18 protein-coding genes are annotated in these 17,720 nt (G+C 61.9%); 10 read left to right on the top strand and 8 right to left on the bottom strand.

The features are described 5' to 3' along the window. Positions 1-68: 68 nt before the first annotated feature. The 4 genes from G9Q80_RS06290 to repA all read right to left on the bottom strand — a co-directional run bounded on the left by G9Q80_RS06290 (position 69) and on the right by repA (position 5,942). The gene (locus tag G9Q80_RS06290) at positions 69-2,240 is read right to left on the bottom strand and encodes a ParB/RepB/Spo0J family partition protein (protein ID WP_088716079.1); all 2,172 of its coding nucleotides are present in this window, start codon (positions 2,238-2,240) and stop codon (positions 69-71) included. A gap of 168 nt (positions 2,241-2,408) precedes the next feature. Next, positions 2,409-3,620, bottom strand: a complete 1,212-nt coding sequence (gene repC, locus G9Q80_RS06285; protein WP_088716080.1) for a plasmid replication protein RepC — start codon at positions 3,618-3,620, stop codon at positions 2,409-2,411. 212 nt (positions 3,621-3,832) lie between these two features. Continuing rightward, positions 3,833-4,765, bottom strand: a complete 933-nt coding sequence (gene repB / locus G9Q80_RS06280) for a plasmid partitioning protein RepB (protein WP_088716081.1) — start codon at positions 4,763-4,765, stop codon at positions 3,833-3,835. Then, positions 4,749-5,942 (bottom strand): plasmid partitioning protein RepA, encoded by a 1,194-nt coding sequence (gene repA, locus G9Q80_RS06275; RefSeq protein ID WP_088716082.1) that lies wholly within the window; start codon positions 5,940-5,942, stop codon positions 4,749-4,751. The genes repB and repA overlap by 17 nt, the downstream gene beginning before the upstream one ends. A 209-nt stretch (positions 5,943-6,151) precedes the next feature. Between repA and G9Q80_RS06270 the strand changes: the two genes are divergently transcribed. Both G9Q80_RS06270 and G9Q80_RS06265 read left to right on the top strand, forming a co-directional pair. Next, positions 6,152-6,379 (top strand): AbrB/MazE/SpoVT family DNA-binding domain-containing protein, encoded by a 228-nt coding sequence (locus G9Q80_RS06270; protein WP_088716083.1) that lies wholly within the window; start codon positions 6,152-6,154, stop codon positions 6,377-6,379. Beyond that, on the top strand, positions 6,369-6,764 hold the full coding sequence (locus G9Q80_RS06265) for a PIN domain-containing protein (protein WP_088716084.1): 396 nt from the start codon (positions 6,369-6,371) through the stop codon (positions 6,762-6,764). Before G9Q80_RS06270 ends, G9Q80_RS06265 begins: the two co-directional genes overlap by 11 nt. A gap of 78 nt (positions 6,765-6,842) precedes the next feature. On the opposite strand, the gene G9Q80_RS06260 is transcribed toward G9Q80_RS06265, so the two are convergent. After that, positions 6,843-7,727, bottom strand: a complete 885-nt coding sequence (locus G9Q80_RS06260; RefSeq protein ID WP_088716085.1) for a recombinase family protein — start codon at positions 7,725-7,727, stop codon at positions 6,843-6,845. A 226-nt stretch (positions 7,728-7,953) separates the two neighbouring features. Here G9Q80_RS06260 and G9Q80_RS06255 point away from each other — a divergent pair, with 226 nt between their 5' ends. Continuing rightward, positions 7,954-9,033: a hypothetical protein gene (locus G9Q80_RS06255; protein ID WP_088716086.1), complete on the top strand. Its 1,080-nt coding sequence runs from the start codon at positions 7,954-7,956 to the stop codon at positions 9,031-9,033. Between the two features lie 327 nt (positions 9,034-9,360). On the opposite strand, the gene G9Q80_RS06250 is transcribed toward G9Q80_RS06255, so the two are convergent. Both G9Q80_RS06250 and G9Q80_RS06245 read right to left on the bottom strand, forming a co-directional pair. Continuing rightward, positions 9,361-10,542: a ZIP family metal transporter gene (locus tag G9Q80_RS06250; RefSeq protein ID WP_088716087.1), complete on the bottom strand. Its 1,182-nt coding sequence runs from the start codon at positions 10,540-10,542 to the stop codon at positions 9,361-9,363. Next, entirely contained in the window at positions 10,539-11,594 is a 1,056-nt protein-coding gene (locus G9Q80_RS06245) for a multicopper oxidase domain-containing protein (RefSeq protein WP_232788263.1), read from the bottom strand. The genes G9Q80_RS06250 and G9Q80_RS06245 overlap by 4 nt, the downstream gene beginning before the upstream one ends. Positions 11,595-11,863: 269 nt before the next feature. Between G9Q80_RS06245 and mntR the strand changes: the two genes are divergently transcribed. From mntR to G9Q80_RS06210, 7 genes are all read left to right on the top strand, one after another. After that, positions 11,864-12,316 carry a manganese-binding transcriptional regulator MntR gene (gene mntR / locus G9Q80_RS06240; RefSeq protein ID WP_009573580.1) on the top strand — a complete coding sequence of 151 codons (453 nt, stop codon included), beginning with the start codon at positions 11,864-11,866 and terminating at the stop codon, positions 12,314-12,316. 124 nt (positions 12,317-12,440) lie between these two features. Continuing rightward, the gene (locus G9Q80_RS06235; protein ID WP_088716089.1) at positions 12,441-12,785 is read left to right on the top strand and encodes a hypothetical protein; all 345 of its coding nucleotides are present in this window, start codon (positions 12,441-12,443) and stop codon (positions 12,783-12,785) included. 136 nt (positions 12,786-12,921) lie between these two features. Beyond that, on the top strand, positions 12,922-14,367 hold the full coding sequence (locus G9Q80_RS06230) for a multicopper oxidase family protein (protein WP_088716090.1): 1,446 nt from the start codon (positions 12,922-12,924) through the stop codon (positions 14,365-14,367). Positions 14,368-14,384: 17 nt separating this feature from the next. Beyond that, positions 14,385-15,314, top strand: a complete 930-nt coding sequence (locus tag G9Q80_RS06225) for a WD40/YVTN/BNR-like repeat-containing protein (RefSeq protein ID WP_232788265.1) — start codon at positions 14,385-14,387, stop codon at positions 15,312-15,314. Continuing rightward, complete coding sequence (locus tag G9Q80_RS06220; protein ID WP_088716092.1) at positions 15,314-15,808, top strand: DUF411 domain-containing protein; 495 nt, start codon at positions 15,314-15,316, stop codon at positions 15,806-15,808. The genes G9Q80_RS06225 and G9Q80_RS06220 overlap by 1 nt, the downstream gene beginning before the upstream one ends. Further along, on the top strand, positions 15,801-16,322 hold the full coding sequence (locus tag G9Q80_RS06215; protein WP_133066439.1) for a c-type cytochrome: 522 nt from the start codon (positions 15,801-15,803) through the stop codon (positions 16,320-16,322). The genes G9Q80_RS06220 and G9Q80_RS06215 overlap by 8 nt, the downstream gene beginning before the upstream one ends. A 291-nt stretch (positions 16,323-16,613) precedes the next feature. Next, positions 16,614-17,276, top strand: a complete 663-nt coding sequence (locus tag G9Q80_RS06210; protein ID WP_009503854.1) for a L,D-transpeptidase — start codon at positions 16,614-16,616, stop codon at positions 17,274-17,276. Positions 17,277-17,323: 47 nt separating this feature from the next. Here the strand turns inward: G9Q80_RS06210 and G9Q80_RS06205 are convergent, their stop codons facing one another. Further along, on the bottom strand, positions 17,324-17,608 hold the full coding sequence (locus G9Q80_RS06205; RefSeq protein ID WP_088716094.1) for a hypothetical protein: 285 nt from the start codon (positions 17,606-17,608) through the stop codon (positions 17,324-17,326). Between the last annotated feature and the right edge of the window lie 112 nt (positions 17,609-17,720).

Here is a 17,720-nt window from a genome sequence, read left to right as displayed (position 1 = left end):
TCATCATATTGATAATGCTGTATTTTATGAGAGTGAGGGCGGGTTTTCCCGCCCCCGGATGGCTCAGATCACTCTGCCGCCATCATCGACGCATCGCTGTCCGGCAGATCGGCCGTCAGGAAGGCCGGGAGATCGACATCCTCGGGCTGGTCCGCGTCCTCCCCCTGCCCTTCTACGATCGGCTCGCCGTCGCCTGCCGCCAGATCGGCCCGACGCAAGACCTCGGGCAGCCAGCCGCTGCCCTTGAGGAGCCGCTCGGCTTCCGTGGCCATCTCGCCCTTCTTCAGGTGATCGAGAAGCTGCGCGGTCCCCTCCCCCTTCGCCTCGCGCACGGCCTCGAGGATCCGGGCCTTGGGCACCCGGTTAAGGTAACCATCCACCGTCGGCTCCCAGCCCGCCTCGACCATGTCGAGATCGACGGCCCGCGCCACCAGATCGGCATGGGCCATGCGGCGGGTCAGACCGCTGGCAGAAATGCCCGCCCCATAGGGGTTCACCTTCTCATGGAGCGCGTTGATGCCAAAGCTGACGCAATGCGCCAGCAACGCCTGACGGCTGCCCTCGTCGAGAACGGACAGATAGTCCCAGAGGGCAGCATCATCGCCGAGCGGCAGATCGGCCTCCCAGGCCGCGTGGCGTTCGTCGACGAGCTTCGCCACGACGCTGTCCTTCAGATCGGGCGCCTGCGCCGACATGTAGACATGGCGGACCGAGGCTTCGAGGCAGCTGCCCGTCGCAGAGGAGGTGCGGAAGGTATCCGTCACCAGCTTCAGGAGCAGGAGCGTCAGCGCCACGTCTGGCGACCGCCCGATGGCCTCGCGCAAAGCCAAGGTCCGGTGAGCCGTCAGTTCCATGACCAGCCGCTCGGGCAACGGCTTCAGCGCTCCGTCGTCGTCCTCCTCGGACGGGTCCGCACCGATCGGCTGACCACCCGAGGTGATGATGGTGCCGCCAGCGGGCGTCGCCGATGGTTTCCAACTGGAACCGCCGACATCACCCCCCTGCCCCATGACATCCACACCATCACCATCCTGGACCGCGGTCTCCTCATGCGGCTCGTCTTCGGCCCGGACATAGCCTCGATAGATCGCAAGACTGCCGTCCCGATCCAGCGTCACGAAGACACCCGCGTGCGCAACCTCGGCCGGGTCGTAGTTCAGCGGCCGCTGTTCAAGCGCTTCCATCGCCATCTCGAGTTGACCCAGCCGGGCATCGATCTCCTCGGGGTATTCGTCCTGGCCGGAGTATTCTTCCTCCAGCGCCCGATACTCCGCGAGGAGCGTCGCATGGGCCGCGCTTTCTTCGTCGGTCATCGGCGCGGGATCACCGGCCAGACGCCGCAGACCGTGGCTGTAGCCATAGGGCAGGTCGGTCGCCACCTCGATCCACTTCCAGCCTTCCGAGGCCAGCGCCTCGGCTTCGGCTTGGAGCTTCTCGGAGACCAGCCGATCGAGCAGGGCAGGGTCCTCGAGCCAGCCTCCGTCATCGCCCTGGAAGAGATCGCGCAGGACGACACCGCCGGCCGCCTCATAGGCATCGACACCGACGAAGACCGCGCGGCGATCGGACGCCCGGACCGAGGTTTCCGTCAGCATGCGCCGGATGGCATAGGGCTCCTTGTTCCAGGAGTTCTTCACTGCGTCCCAGACCTGCACCTGATGCGCGTGATCCGGATTTACCGTGAAGGCCATCAGCTGCTCGAGCGTCATGCCATCCTCGGCATAGACCTCGAGCAGGGCAGGGGCCACGGAGGCAAGCTTCAGGCGCTGCTTCACGATCTGCGGCGTGACGAAGAAGGCCGCCGCGATCGCTTCCTCACCCTGACCCTTCTCGCGCAGAGCCTGAAACGCGCGGAACTGGTCCAGCGGGTGCAGAGCGACGCGCTGCATGTTCTCTGCCAGCGAGTCGTCCTCGGCCAGAATGTCGGACGCAGCATCCCGCACGATGCAGGGGATCGGCGCGGCCTTCGCCAGCCTCTTCTGCTTCACCAGGAGCGACAGCGCCTGGAAGCGTCGACCACCGGCCGGGATCTCGAACGTGTCGGTCTCGACACCATCGGCATCGAGCACGGGCCGGACGTTCAGGCTCTGCAGGAGCCCGCGCCGCCCGATGTCCTCGGCCAGTTCCTCAACGGAGACGCCAGCCTTGATGCGCCGCACATTGGACTGGCTCAGCACGAGCTTGTTGAAAGGGATGTCCCGCGACGGGGACAGGGTGATGTTCTGGGCTGCTTTCGCCATCAGATCTTCTCCACGACGGGCGTCGGAAGCCACTCTCCCGATCTCACTTCCCATCACCCCTCAAACCCCCAACCTTTTCCTCTCGAACATCCTGTGACTGCCAAGAGGCGACTTAACAGCTGTTAAGTCATGACGCGCGAGCCATGGCCGATCTGAACTTAACAGCTGTTAAGCCGCACTCCGCCGGCAGATCAGCGCCATGACCATCGGTCCGCAGGAGAACTCGCCAGCTGCGGCTTTGGAGGTCAGCGCGCGGAGATAGCCACCCGGGGATCTGATGTCGGCAAAGCGTTCCAGCATGGCGACGACGACGATCGACGCCTGCTCGGGGCCCATGAGCCGCTGCGCTTCTTCCCAAGCTGATGCACTGATCCCCATGGCGGGCCGGACGTGGCACGCCGCGTCGAAAAGCTGGTGCCAGTGCCGGATATCACCCTGGTAGAAGGTCTTGAGGGAAGGGCAGGCGGCAAGAACCAGGTGGAGCGGGATTTTCGGGACTGGTCGTGTGTCCGGTTCTTCAACGTCAGCAACAGGTGCGTCGGTATCGTCATCGGGCGCGACGGCCGCCGCTCCGCCTTTTTCCAAGGCAGGTTCAAAATCTATAGATTCTTTATTTGAATTATGATGGTGACGCTCAAAACAGGCATCATTGGTGTTCATTTCTTCTGTTTCAGGACCATCGATGAGGTTGCGAGCCTGATCGAGGAGAGCTTCAAGTTCGGCCCGATAGCCCGAGAGGTCCTCAAGCGACAGCTTGCGGCGAAGGGCGCGTGCCGTAAGGGCGGCCGTGTCGCGCAGCTGATCCCAGAGGCCAAGGCCAGGCCGGATCTCCTCTCCGAACTCCGCGAGGGCCGCGAGATCGCGCCGCATGAGGCTGACGACCTCCCTCAACCGCCTGACACGCTCCTCGGCCTCACGTACGGCCTCTGCGGCCCGCGCGATCTCCTCGGACCGGCAGTAGAGCGGCGAGAGCTCGAAGCCGAAAGCCACATGCTCTTCACCGTGCTTGCGGACGTAGCGCTTCCCGTTGGGGCTATCGCGTCGCATCAGCAAGCCGGCCTCGACCAGGCGGGCCAGGTGACGGCGCATCGTGGAGCAGGGCATGCCGTTCAGCCGCTCGCAGATTGCCTTGTTGGACGGGAAGACGACCATCTCGGCGTTCCCGCCAAGCGCATCATCGGGAAAGAAGCTGAGCAGCCCCTGGAGAACCGTCAGATCGCGCTCGGAAACCCCAAAGGCAGCCTGCGCCTTGGACAGCTCACGCAAGAGCTCCCACTTATTGACGGGCTTGCCTGAAACGGACGCCTCGGGTCGCTCGACCACACGCAGATGGGCGTGCGAAATCGGCCGCATAAACGGCGAAATAGGTGTGTACTCCATGATTTTCGTTCACGAAGGCAAAATTTCCCTGGCCCGCGAATCGCTTTGCGCTTGCGGGAAAGGGGCCAGATCGCTACATTCAGAGGTGCGAAAACTGAAGTTTTGTAGCGGGCTGGTCCCGTGCGAAACCTAAGAAAGGTCTCGTGAAGCTTGCTTCTCGGGGCCTTTTTCTTTTCTGCCTGTCTCGTGCCTCCTTTGTTTGTTGCTCTTCCTCAGTCTTCCGAACGCTTCCAGCGCTCGTGAAGCTCGGCGATCAACTGCGGGGCATGTCCCTCCAACCAGCTGACGAAATCACTGTCCTCGGCCTTCAACTCGAGCTTGAGTTGCTTGCCACGACGTCCAGTCGTGACAGTGGCTGCACCGACGCCCGGAATGACCGTGCCAGGCTGCCCGCGAGGGCGAGACGAAGACGCGGTCTGTTCAGGCTTTCCTGCAGCGGAGAGGACAGCCAAGAATGCATTATCGGACTTCTCGTTTATCCCACCTTGGTGGGTGGTCTTCGCCTCACCGGCCAAAGCGGTAAGCCGTTCGCGATCGACATCTTTAGACCCAAGCAACTTCTTGAGCTCTTCCCATCGGGGCCTTCCGATGCCCGGCGCCGCGCCAATGGCCAGGATCAAATCCTCTCCGACGGTGCGAACCACGCTTAACAGCTGAGAAACGCCTGCCTCGGTCAAATTGAGAACCTCGGCGACACCCTTGTTTGTGCGTTCGGATGCGCTCAGATGGTCACCGTCCAGCAAGGCGGCGGCGACAAGCGCGCGTTCGATGAAGCTAAGGTCCCGACGCTCCTGGTTCTCCAAAAGCTGATCGCGAAGCGCCTGATCGCCCTCCATCTCCGTGACGATGGCGCGGACCTTGATGCCGAGTTCCCTGCAAGCTTCCAGCCGGCGACGGCCATAGATCAGGCTGTAACGCTCACCCTCAAGCGGCCGGACAAGGATCGGCACGCGCTGACCATTCTTGGAAATCGAGGCTTTGAGACTCTCGGTATCGATCTGCAAACGGTCATCAAGCCGACCTGCGGTCTCGATTTGGTCAGGCTCGATTTCGAAGACGCCGCCGCGCAGCCTGCGCCCTTCCAGTGCGTCCGGCGCGTTGCGCAGGGTCTGCAACGGCAGCCCGAGTTTAGGCTTTCTTGCCATTTCGGCCCCACGTGTTCTGGATGATCTCAGCGATCTCGTCGTTGACTGCGTTCATGGACTCGATTGCGCGGTCGAATGTCTGACGCGTGAAGTCCTTCTTGTCGGCCTCATAGAGCGTCTGCTTGGTCAGCCCCGCGTCAGAGATAGCCGTCGACTCAACCATATGGTTGGTGAGGACTGATCTACCGAACAGTCCACGGATAAAGGCAATGACCTCGGTCTGTGGGGCATCGCCCACCTTGTATCGGGTCGGTAGGAACCGCAGCCAGTCGAAACGAAGATTTGCGCCGGCATCCCGGATGACACCGAGCAGATCAGCGGTCATGCGCAGGAACTGCGACATGGACATCAGATCGAGCATCTGCGGGTGAACGGTTACAAGGACGCCGGAGGATGCCGACAGGGCGGACATGGTCAGGAAGCCGAGCTGCGGGGGACAGTCGATGACGACGACGTCGTAGTCTGCTTCGACACTGTCGAGCGCATCACGCACCCGCGCGAAAAAGGCGCGCGCACCACCCCGCTGAATAGCGGCAGGCGTCTCGTGCTCGAATTCCATGAGTTCGAGGTTGCCAGGAATCAGATCCAGACCGCGGATGTAGGTCTTGCGGATCACCTCCGAAATCGGAACCGGCTCATCGTAGCGCACCGCGTCATAGAGGGTCCCGCCCTCCATCAGGTCCAATTCAGGCTGGATGCCATGCAGCGCGGAAAGGGAAGCCTGAGGATCGAGGTCGATCGCGAGCACCCGATATCCTTTGAGCGCCAAGCGTTGCGCCAAGTGCGCTGACGTGGTCGTCTTGCCTGACCCACCCTTGAAGTTGACGACAGAGATAATCTGAAGCTCATCCCCGCCACGACGTCCCGGGACGTAGGTGCCAGGCTTTTTTGCATTTGCCTCAAGGGCGTGGCGGATGTCCCAGACATCATCCAGCGTATACCGACGGTGACTTCCCGCAGTCGTTTCGACCTCAGCGATCTTTCCTTCTCGATGAAGCTTGCGAAGATAGGTATGGTCGACCCCAAGCAACTCGGCCGCTTCACCGCTGGTCAGGCTGCGCATGACCTTCTTGGCGTCAGGAGGGAAGTGAGCCGCACGTTGCGCGTGAAGGTTCGACGCGAGAAGCTCTGCGTAGTGCCCGATGGCAATGTCTAGGTCCTGCTCAGCGTCGCTCATCTCTGCCTCGATTCGTGGGCGCGATTTTTATGTGACCACGCGGTATTTTTCGAGACTATTGCCCGACATGCCAGATTCGCGCAAGCTCTTTCTAAATCTGGTGTCAGCCGCTGCATGACGCACAAGAGTAGCCCGGGTACGGGGACAGGCTTGCCCGCGCAACCAGCATGATATACATTACCAAATGTATATCAACGCAGGAGGTCGCCATGCAGGTCGCAAAATGGGGCAACTCGCTGGCCGTCCGTTTGCCCGCGGAGCTCGTCAGAGAGCTTGGTCTCAAGGAGGGTGATCAAATCGACCTGGTCAAGGACGACGGTCGGGTCAGAGTCCGTCGCCTTGCTCGTGCGGATGAGGTGCTGACCGGCCTGCGCCGCTTCCGGGGGAAGTTGTCCTCAGCAGAACGTCTGAGCCGCGACGACGCGCATGAGCGCTGAGTTCGCGGACACGAATGTCGTTCTTTACCTGCTCGACGACGGCCCGAAGGCCGATCGCGCCGAGGTCATCCTGGGGCAGGGACCCCGGATCAGCGTCCAGGTCCTGAACGAGACGCTGGTGAACTGCCGCCGCAAAGCCGGCCTCAGTTGGGAGGAAGCAGCGGCATTTCTCGAAGGCGTACGCTCTTTGTGCCCCGTCGAAGATCTGACTGTGCAGACCCATGACGTCGGCCGCGCCTTGGCGGAACGCTACGGCTTCTCAATCTACGATGCGATGATTGTGGCAAGCGCTTTGGTTGCGGGCTGTACCACGCTGTGGAGTGAGGACATGCAAGATGGCCTGCTGGTGGAAGGCCAGCTTCGCATCGTCAACCCCTTTGCATGAGCGGACAGTTTCCGAGAATGGCGCAGGCCGTAACCCTGAAATCCTTCCATGGCGCGGAAGATTTGCAAGGTTATTTGGCTACTCGAGCAGCCCCAGCCTTTCGGCTCGTTCCAACAGCATCTTAACGGATGACGGCTGCCAGCTTGTCCGCCCGCGGGGTGTGCGCTCGCGCATCGCTTCTAGCCGGGTGCAGATCGCCTGAAGCGTGATGCCGGGATCCGCACCTTTGATGGCGGCAACGATGGCGGGCAGGCGGTCGTTGGTTTCGCGTCGACCAGCGCGGCCCAGCACGGTTTCGGGCAGGAAGCCGTCGCGGACGTAGGCATTCACGGCGCGCAGCAGCCGGCTTTGCGTCCAATGCCGGTCGCGGGGCAGGGGGCCGTTGATGACGCGCAGCACGTCCTCCCAAGCCATGTCGGGCCGCAGGCGGCGCACTTGGGGCACCCAGTCCTGCGCCGTCTCGTTCAGCCGTTCCATATAACCATCCTGCCGCGCCAGCCGCACCTTGCGCAGCGCCGCTGGATCGCGGGCGCGCAAGCCGGGGTTGCCGCCGATCCGTCCCTTGCTGCGGGCTGAGGCCAAACCCGCTTTGGTGCGTTCGCGGATCAGGGCGCGCTCGAACTCGGCCGCGGCACCGAGAACTTGCAGGGTGAACTTGCCCTGCGGCGAGGACGTGTCGATCGGATCGGTCAGAGAGCGGAAGAAGGCGCCTTTCGCCTCCAGCCGCTCGATCACCTCCAGCAGATGCGCGAGGGACCGCGCCAGGCGGTCGATGCGCACGACGACCAGCGTATCGCCCTTGCCGATCCGTTCCAGAACACGGGCCAGCACCGGCCGCGCCCGGTTTCCGCCCGAGGCTTGCTCCTCATGGATCTCAGCACAGCCCGCAGATTTCAGGGCCTGCGACTGGGGCAGGGGGGTCTGATCTTCGGTCGAGACGCGCGCGTAGCCGATCAGGGGCATCAAAACAGGCCGTTTGCAGTTTCACATACCATCAATAAACGACCGTTTGTAAACAGAGGCAAGGGCGCTCTTTGTGGTGCTGCAAATCAAAAACCCCTTGGTTTTCATATGCTGAGCGCGATCAGAGAGATATCGCAGACCACCGCGCGCGCGTGCTATATAGGGTGTGCAGGCGCACCCTAACAAAACACTTTGGTAAAATGCAAAAGCGCCATATTTTGCACATATGAAGCCTCAAGTACCTACGCAGTATAGTAAATTGGACGGTCCTCTAGTTGATGCGGAGGGGATTGAAGAGACGTCCGAGGACGACCTGTGGTTCCTTCCCGGTCCGATGGAAGTGGAGCCGGATTATCTGCTGCCCGGGCCAAAGGCAAAGCCGCGTGAAACCGCAGTCCTCGACGATTGGCGACGCGCCGAGGCGGGCAGTGCCGCCCGTCTCGCCCGTGTGGCTGGCCGGATTGGCGCGCTGGATGATCGTTTGCGGCGTGGCCCGGAGGGCTGGCGGCACAGGCTCGCGCTGATGGAGGCGGCAGACCTCAGCTGGTTTGTGGGCGACCGAATTGGCCCGGATCGGCTGGCACTCTGGATATCCATGCGCTTGTCCGGGGTGCAGGACGACACCGCAGCGCTCGCGCGTGTCGGATGGGCGGTGCGGCGCCTTACAGGCGGTCCCGGCCCAGAGGTGGACCTATCCGCTTTCCTCGATCGCCGTGACCCTGAAAACATGGCGGATGAAGCCGAGCCCTTTGCAGATCGCGCAGGCGTTTGGCTTGACCTGATGGCGCAAGCCGCCGACCTGCACCCGATCACGCGCGCCTGCATGGGGTTTCACCTCTGGAGCCTTGCGGGCCTCGGGCAACAGGGCGACCGTATGGAAGCGGCGGTTACCGCCGCACGCATTGCCGCCAGCGAAGGCGCGAATTCGAATGGGGGGGCCATCTTTGCGCCTCTGGCTATGCGCGGGGCAGGGGGGCTGCGCGCCAGTGGCCCACCTGCCGAGCGCATGCAGCGTTGGCTCGAGGGAATGGAAACAGCATGCCTGACCGCGATGCGGCACCTCGACGATATCCAGGCATGGTCAGCGCGGGCGGACAACATGATGGCACCGCTCTCTGGCAAGACACCACCTGCATTGCGCGCGGTGCTGACCGAATGGCCCGTCGTCTCCGCTCCAATGGCCGAGACCCTGACCGGTGCCAGCCGCGCCGCCGTCCAGCGCAACCTTGCTTGGATGGAAGCGCAAGGTCTAATCCGCGAGGTGACCGAACAGGTGCGTTTCCGCATGTGGCGGGCGATGCCATGAAACACCTCTAAAGAAGCACTCGTTTTGGTGCGTAACATCTGTTGATTGTTCAACGGAGGACCAGAATCGTGACAGACCAAAAATATGAGACAGTCGATTTCGACGTGCGGCTCAGAAATAGTAGTCAGATGGATTTGCGGTGTTTTCACCTATCTGTGGGATCCTCTAGTCGCTCTAGCCTCAAATTCTTTATTTCGAAATCACGAAAGAATAAGTCTCTTGGGCGCACAAACTGGGGCACGAAAATTGCGATCTCCCCGTGGACAGACGGGGTCAGTTTATAGAGCTGGGCGACCGCCCCATGAAGCCGAAACAGCCGATTACCGCTCAGATCTTGATCAATGCCGCCGTCGCGTACATGAAGGCGATGCCGCCCAGAAACCCGACCAGTACGGCTGGTGACATCAGCGCCGCCTGCCTGTCGGCGTTTTGACGTACAAGGTAGGCGCTGACCTCGACCATGACTTGCAGGATCGCACCCGCTCCGACGGCGAGTGCCAGTGCCGACCATTGCGGCGCATAGGCAAGGCTGCCCGCCCACATTCCGAGGATGGCCGGGCCACCGGCGAGCAGGGTCAGAGCGGCAAACGTCCAAAGCGTTGGCCGGGCACGAAGCATCGGGGCGGCGATGCCGATGCCCTCGGTGACATTGTGCAAGGCAAAGCCTAGGACGAGGAAAGTTCCAAGCCCCGCCGACCCGGCGGCGAATGCGCCGCCGATTGCCAGCCCTTCGCCGAAGTTGTGAAGCCCGATCCCGAGGGCAATGTAGAACGCAAGCGCGATGCCTTCCGGATTGCCGCGCCAGCGCCCGATAGCCATCAATAGAAGAAAGCTTGTAAGCGCCGCCAGCCAGACCATGGCAGAACCTTGGAATATCGCGGCCGCTTCTGCCGATAGCTCCAGTGCCTCGGATATGGTGTCGATCAGCAGGAAGGCCAGCAACCCGACCGTCAGCGCCAGCAGAAAGTTCATCCCCCTTCGCCCGACGCCCTTCATGGCCGGATAGAACATCAGGCCAAGCGCTACCGGCAAAAGGCCGACGATCGCCCCGATCACCGCCTGGAGCCGAAGTTGCCCCCAGGTGGGACTTGGCGTCGAAACTGCAACCGCGATCTCGTGCCCAAAGGTCGCGCCTGTGTTCGTCAGCAGATTGACATGATGGGCCTCGCCAAGGACCCACGGATAGGGAATGCGCAGCCAGACCGCATCGCCGCGGGCAATCGGCCCCGCCGGTTCCTGCGTGAAGGTCCAGTATGCATCATCCACGGCAACCTGCGCGACCACCATCGCTTCCGATCCGCCGGCGCGCACACTGAGCGAAATCCCCGACCCATCTAGGATCGTCCGTTCGACGGTCAACGCCTCGACCGGGGGCGCGCCATTGTTGAAGCCGCGCAGCGGATCGAGCGAGGCAATCCACACGAAAGCCCCCAGCATGACGGCCAGCGGCACGAGAACGAAAAGCAGGCGGGTCATTGGCGGGCGGCTGTGTTCGCTCTGATCGGTCATGCTCCGGCCTCCCGCACGTCGAAAAAGCCCATCCAGCCTAGTTCGGTGAACTCGGCTTGATGGGCATGGAACATGTACAATCCATCCTCGTGGTCCGCGAAACTGAACTCGAGGATGCCGCGCTGCGCCTGACACTGCATGATCACATCGACCGTGCGCAGGGTCGGCGTGAGTTGCGAACCGGTGTCGTAGTAGTCGAAGAAATTGCCGTGCAGATGGAACGAGTTGATCGGATCGAACTCGGTCGCATTCATGAGGTAGATACGGACCGGGCGCGACTTGTCGATCCGGATCGGCGCGTTCATGTAAGCCTGGCCGACCGTGTTGACGGCATAGACCTCGTTTTCGCCGTCGAAATTGGTGTCAAAGCCGTTCATCACCATCGCCAGTTCCTGCCATTCGGCGTTTTCCGGGCTGCCCAGCACACGCGACGCGGCAACAGCCGCAAATTCGGGGTGGCGCGCCGGATCTGGATCGACCACGAACAGGCCGTACATGCCCTTGTGCATGTGCCGTTTCAGCGGCAGCGCGTGGCAATGATAGAGATGACAGCCGAAGGGCTTGGCATCGAACTCATAGACGAACTCCTCGCCCGGATCGATCAGCCCGGCGCCTTGAACGCCGTCCATTCGCGCCGAGTGAATGCCGTGAAAATGCATGGAATGGGGATGTGAACCGAGGTTGCGGAAGACGATCCGTAGCCGTTCGCCCTCCTTTGCGCGCAGGGCGGGGCCGGGCACGCGACCGTTGAACGTCCAGGCGGGAAAGAAGACGCCGGGAGCAATCTCGATTTCCATGTCGATGGCTTCGACCTCAAAGGTGCGCAAGGTGCGACCATCCGGCATGATCTCGGTCCGGCCGACCTCCCAGTCGGTCAGCATGGCCGTCGGGTTAAAGCCGTTCCCCGCGTGATCCACCTGGCCGACCATCGTCATGTTGCCATGCGCCATGCCACTGTCATGGGCCGAATACGGATCGACCGCCCCGCCGGGCATCGCATGCCCCGCCATCGGGTCGGGCGTTGCCTGGGATTGCGCGCGGCTCGCGGCCACGGCCGCTCCGCCGGCAGCCACCAGACCGCCGACCAACAGCGCGCGTCGCGACGCCGATACTGGCTCCGTGACCATCGCAGGTGGCGCTGTGGGCCGAGATGTCTCCACGGCGGACGACACCTCGCGCCCTCGCTTGCTGGTATCGACAGGCATGGACGTTGTCCCTTCAGATGACACGCAGGCCAAAGTCCCGGCGCAAAAAGTTAGCATAGGCTAATAATCATCGCTCAGGCTTTACGAGTCAATCCTGATCGTGCGAAGGTGACGGCATGACGGATGATGAGAACCTTGAATCAACCGAGGCAGAGGCACGTGCGGTCGAATCCCGCGCCGAGGCCTTCATCGGTGTGCGCGAGGCGCGGCGCAGCGAAGTGGCGGAAGATTATGTCGAACTGATCGCCGAACTCATCCACGAGAACGGCGAGGCCCGACCGGTCGATATCGCGGCCCGGATGGGCGTTACCGCGCCGACGGTCGCCAAAACCCTCGGCCGTCTGGCGCGGGACGGCCTGATCACTCGCGCGAAATACCGTTCGGTCTTTCTGACCGAGGAAGGCCGGGCGCTTGCCAAGGAATGCAGGCACCGCCACGAGATCGTCTTGCGGTTTCTCCTGAGCCTCGGGCTCGACCCCGAGACGGCTGAACGCGATGCCGAAGGGATCGAGCATCATGTGAGCGAGCGCACGCTTGCCCTGTTCGCGGCGTTTGCCCAGCGGTCATAGGCAGGTGGTTGCCGCTACAACAAGTCGGTTGGCCGAGGATTTGAACGAGCCAATCTTTGGATGTTCCAAGAAACGTGATTTTGTGCCGCTGGCATTCGGATCGCGCGGGTAGTAGATCAAGATCATGAGACGTTGGGCGCGCCTTATCTGCATTCTCTCGCTGGTGGTTTTTGCCATCGGCGCGGTCGCGCAGTCTGCGGGCTCAATTGCCATGGCCTCGTCAATGGTCTCCACGGACGGCGGCATGATGGCGATGGACGATTGCGACGCCTGCGGCAGCTTGGAAGACGGTAAGATGGGTTCCGTCTGTGATTTTGTGTGCAATGCCGCGGGAATGGCCGCTCTTCTTTCGATTCCGGCTGGTACCAGCCCGATCGCTGCCGCCGCGGCCCATGAAATCCAGCCAATGGACATTCCGCACGGAATATCTGGCCCCCCGGCCAAACAACCTCCTCGAGTCTACCTCTGATCTGACACACGGCGCTTGATTGCGCTTCGTGTGTTTCTCCGTGCCGGACGCCCCCAAATGGGCGTTTGCGCGGGGCCATGAACGTCGCTGAGCAATTGCTTTGGCGGCGTACAGTGAAATCAGAGAGTGTTCATCCATGTCCTACCAAATCAGTTCCCGTTTCAGTCGCCGATCTTTTCTTGCAACATCCTTGGCGGGTTTCGGCGCCGCGGCTTTCGGAAAGCCTCTGCGCGCCGAGCCGCAAATCCGCAGCTTTTCGCTGCGCCCCGCGCCGGGACAGGCAAGGCTGGTCCCAGAACCTTATCCCGCAACCCCCGTTTGGGGCTTCAACGGTCAGGTTCCCGGCCCGGAGCTACGGGTTCGGCAAGGCGATCGGCTGCGCATCGTCGTCACAAACGGTCTGGACGAGGAAACCACCGTCCATTGGCACGGACTTCGTCTGCCGAACGCGATGGACGGGGTTCCACACCTGACGCAGAAGCCGATCGCACCCGGAGAAACCTTCACCTACGAGTTCGACGCGATCGATGCCGGGACCTTTTGGTATCACCCCCACCAGCGCAGTTTCGAGCAGGTCGGACGTGGGCTGGCCGGACCGCTCATCATCGACGAACCCAACCCGCCGCAGGTCGACCGCGATGTCACCTGGCTGCTTGACGATTGGCGGCTGACGCAGGACGCGGCGATTGCGGATGACTTCGGCGCAGCCATGGACATGAGCCATGCGGGCCGTCTGGGCAATACTGTCACGATAAATGGGCGTGTTCCCGATGTCTTCGTGGTGCGGCAAGGCGAACGCATCCGGTTGCGGCTGATCAATGCCGCCAACGCCCGAATCTTCGCGCTCGACTTCGGCGACCTTTCCGCGCGCGTCATCGCGCTCGACGGCCAGCCGGTCACTCCGCACGCCGCGCCTGACGGTGTCGTGGTTCTGGGCCCGGCGATGCGTGCGGACATCATGCTCGATTGCCTTGCCGACCCCGGAACCACCGTTCAAATTATCGACCGCGCCTATCGCGATAATGAATTCAACCTGCTGGATGTCGTCTTTGACGACACGCCCTTGCGTGCCACGCCGCCCGATTGGGAGATTGCCCTTCCAGCCAATCCGCTGATCGAACCTGATCTGAACGCGGCCCGTCGTCACGAAATCTTGTTCACCGGGGGCATGATGGGCGCCATGGTCGAGCGCCAGATGGGCCTGAGCCAGTCAGGCAGCATGATGGGCGGAATGATGGGTGGCGTTGTGGGTGGCGGCATGTGGTTCGTCAATGGCGTCGCGGCCGAAGGGCACATGCTCGATCCTTTCCTGACATTGGAGCGCGACGCGAGCCATGTCCTCCAGATGACGAACGCCACGGCGTTCGACCATCCGATCCACCTGCACGGCCACTCCTTCCGCGTCATCAGCCGCGATGGCGTGCCGACCGAATTCCGTGAATGGCAGGACACCGTGCTGATCGCGCCGCGCGAGCAGGTCGAAATCGCCCTGGTCGCCGACAATCCCGGAAACTGGATGTTCCATTGCCACATCCTCGAGCACCAGGCGGCCGGGATGATGGGCGTGATCCGCGTCGCATGAGCAGAGGAGCATGCAGATTGAAGTCGATTGAGATTGGATGTCGGCCAAACCGGCGCAAGGTACTCACCGCGGCACTCAGTATCGGCGTCGCTTCGATGTTGCCGGGGTTCGCACTCGCGGCGAGCGATGGTGATCCAGCGGCACTTGCCTTTGATGGCGATACCATTCTGCTGGCGAGTCGAGGGCTGCTCGTCAGTGACGATGACGGCCGGACTTGGACTGCGGCAGAGACACCGGGGAACGTGCTGTCGCTGGCGACCCATCGCGACCGGCCCGGCCGTGTGGTTGCGGGGCTCGCCGTGGGCGGTGTCAGCATTTCCGAAGATGGGGGCGCTTCGTGGCGCGTCAGCGACGCTGGGCTGCCTGACGGAGAGATCAATGCCGTTGCCATCGCCTCGCGGAACTCGGACATGATCTATGCCTCGGTTCGCGGCGACGGATTGTGGAAGAGCGAGGACGCCGGTGCAACTTGGTCGCTCGCCATGGACCGCCCCTGGCTCGACGACGCAGAGCGCGAACCTCTTGCTCTGGCTTCGGTCGAGCTTGAAACCGGCATGGGCGGTATCTGGATCTATGCGGGCACCGAGGTTGGCCTTGCGCGGGTGCCCGATTGCTTTTGTCGCTGGCAGGACGTGCAGCCAGGCAACGCGATGGACTCATTGGTTGCGGGTGAAGCCCCACCGTCCGAAGCGCCATTGCCAGGCGGTGAACCGATCCTGTCGCTGGCCAGTGCCCCCTCGGCGCCGGAAGTGATGTATGCCGCGCTGCCTTCGGGCCTCTGGGCATCGCAGGACGGCGGAGTCATCTGGCAAAAGCGGGCCAGCATAGCTGCGACCGCCGTTGCGGTTCAATCAAGAGACGAGACCTACATCGCTGCCCTGTTGGGCGGCATCTTGAAAATCAGCCGTGACGGCGGCGCAACCTGGATCGAAACAGGAGAACAATGATGGAAAAAAGGATGCAGAGAAGAAACGCGCTTGGTCTGATTGGCAGCGGCATTGTCGGAATGGTGGGCCTGTCCACATCGGCCTGGGCGCAAGCGACAGGCGATGTGGCGTCCGATTTGGCGGGCAGCGAAAGGCAGATCACCATCTGGCGCGATCCGGGCTGCGGCTGCTGTGATGCCTATGGGGATTATCTCGAAGAGCACGGCTTTACCGTTACGCGTGTGGATGACCGCGACTTCGACAAACGCTCGGTCGAAGTCGGTGTGCCCGCCCAGGGCATCGGCTGCCACTTGGCCGAGATCGACGGCTACTATGTCAGCGGTCTCGTCCCCGTCGACATCATCGAGCGGCTGCTGGAAACCCGTCCGGCGATAACGGGTATCACCTTGCCGGGAATGCCCGCGAATGCACCCGGGATGGCTGCGGTCAAGTCAGGCACGCTAAGGACCTACGCCTTTGGCCCGGAAGGAATCTCAATCTATGCCGATGAATAAGGGGCCGAAAAACCGACTGGCGAAGGGTACGGTCAGGCGGTCAGTGCACTTCGCTGCCCTAGTGTCCACGCTCGCGGCCACCGGCCTCGTGGTGCTGGCCCAATCGGAACCGGTGGACCCGCGTGTCGAGGGACTGACGTTTTTGGGAGAGCCCGTGCTTGCAGCCGAGGTCACGGCAGGGCAACGGCTTTATGCGGACAACTGCGCCAGTTGCCATGGTGCGAACCTCGAAGGCCAGCCCGATTGGCGTCGTCGTCTTGACACCGGAAGAATGCCGGCCCCGCCGCATGATGACACAGGCCACACCTGGCACCATTCAGACCGCATGCTTTTTCAGATCACTAAAGGCGGGGTCGGGGCCGTCGTGCCGGGATACGAGAGCGACATGCCGGCCTTCGGAGAGGATCTGACAGACGCAGAGATCGCGGCTATCCTCGTCTACATCAAGAGCACCTGGCCTGAGCGACAACGTGAGTTCCAAGCCGAAGTTTCGGCCAATGACACGGGCGGGTGAAGATCGACAGGGTGTCAGGATAGTATCTTTCGACCAAAGCCGATCCACCGGGGGACCAATTCGGCAAATCTGTCCTACTCCGCCCCCCGACTCCCGCTTTACCACGCTAATTCGGACCTGACCTGGTTGGCCGTTGACCCGACCGCAAGGCAAGCATGTGCTACCAGGGTCGCGTGCATGCGTTCACGAAAATTTGCCCTTGAACCTCTAGCCACTAGAAGTCCTATCTAGTCGACGAGAATGTATATCGTTCTTGCCATTGATCGCCGGTGGGAACCGAAAGGGTATGACATGCTGACAAGACGACACTTTATTCAAACGACAACAGCGCTCTTTTCGGCGACTGTGGCCAACCCTGTGTTTGCCGATAGCTGGCCCACCGAAGCGCAGAAGGCTGAATGGGACGCGCAAGTCAGCCCGCCCGGCTTCGATCCGGCCACGTCAAACCCTTGGGGGCTACACCCGCGCTTCTTGCCTCAGCGTGTGGACGCGAAGGACGGCCTCGTGCCGGGAGACATCCATGTCGATGCGGTTGCGCGATATCTCTACCACATTGAGGAGGGTGGAACCGCGATGCGCTACGGCGTGGCGATCGCGCGGGGCAACCTCTACGAGCCAGGTGTTTATAACATCAAGCGCAAGGTCAGGTGGCCGCACTGGACGCCGACACAGAACATGATCGAGCGGGATCCCGAAAACGCAAGATGGGCCGACGGGATGGAACCCGGCCCTCAAAACGCCTTGGGATCGCGGGCGCTCTATCTCTATGTCGGAGATCGCGACACCTATCTTCGGATACACGGCACACCCTATCCGAGAAGCATCGGAGGGCGCGCGAGTTCGGGTTGCGTGCGGATGGTTATGGCACACATCAACGAGCTTTATCCGAACGTCGAGATTGGATCGACAGCACATCTTTATTCGGCTGAGGACAGTGTTACCGCGAGAAGTTGAATGAGGTAATTAGCTTTGAGCGAAATGATGTGACGTGCGGGTCGTCGTCACGCTTCCCGCGCGACGCAGATCGGATTGCCGTTCGCCGTGCGCAGCGGCAGCAAGGTCGTTTCAACGGGGCCGCTGTGTTCGTACCAGTAGCACCCGTCTTCCGGCACCAAGCGCGCGGTTGCAACATCCTGATCCGGGGCAGCCATTGCAATCACAGCTTCGGGAACGTTGCCCCGCCGGTCTGCCGCGTCGCCTGGGCCAGTCGGCTGGACTGCGCATCCGGCCGTAAGCGACAGCACCACTGCAACCATCATTTTTTGCTTCAGCATCAAAACCCGCATCAAGCTTCCTTTCGTGACTGTTTTTCTTTGCAGCGGCTGTTCATGCCTCAAGGCATGATAGAGCCGGTCACCGCACCCTCTAGCAATAAAACAAACTGAAATACCACCGTAT

Source organism: Mameliella sp. LZ-28 (assembly GCF_012274245.1).
Lineage (GTDB): Bacteria > Pseudomonadota > Alphaproteobacteria > Rhodobacterales > Rhodobacteraceae > Antarctobacter > Antarctobacter albus.
The sequence above is the reverse complement of the archived record's forward strand: the minus strand, read 5'-3'. Positions and strand labels throughout refer to the sequence as shown.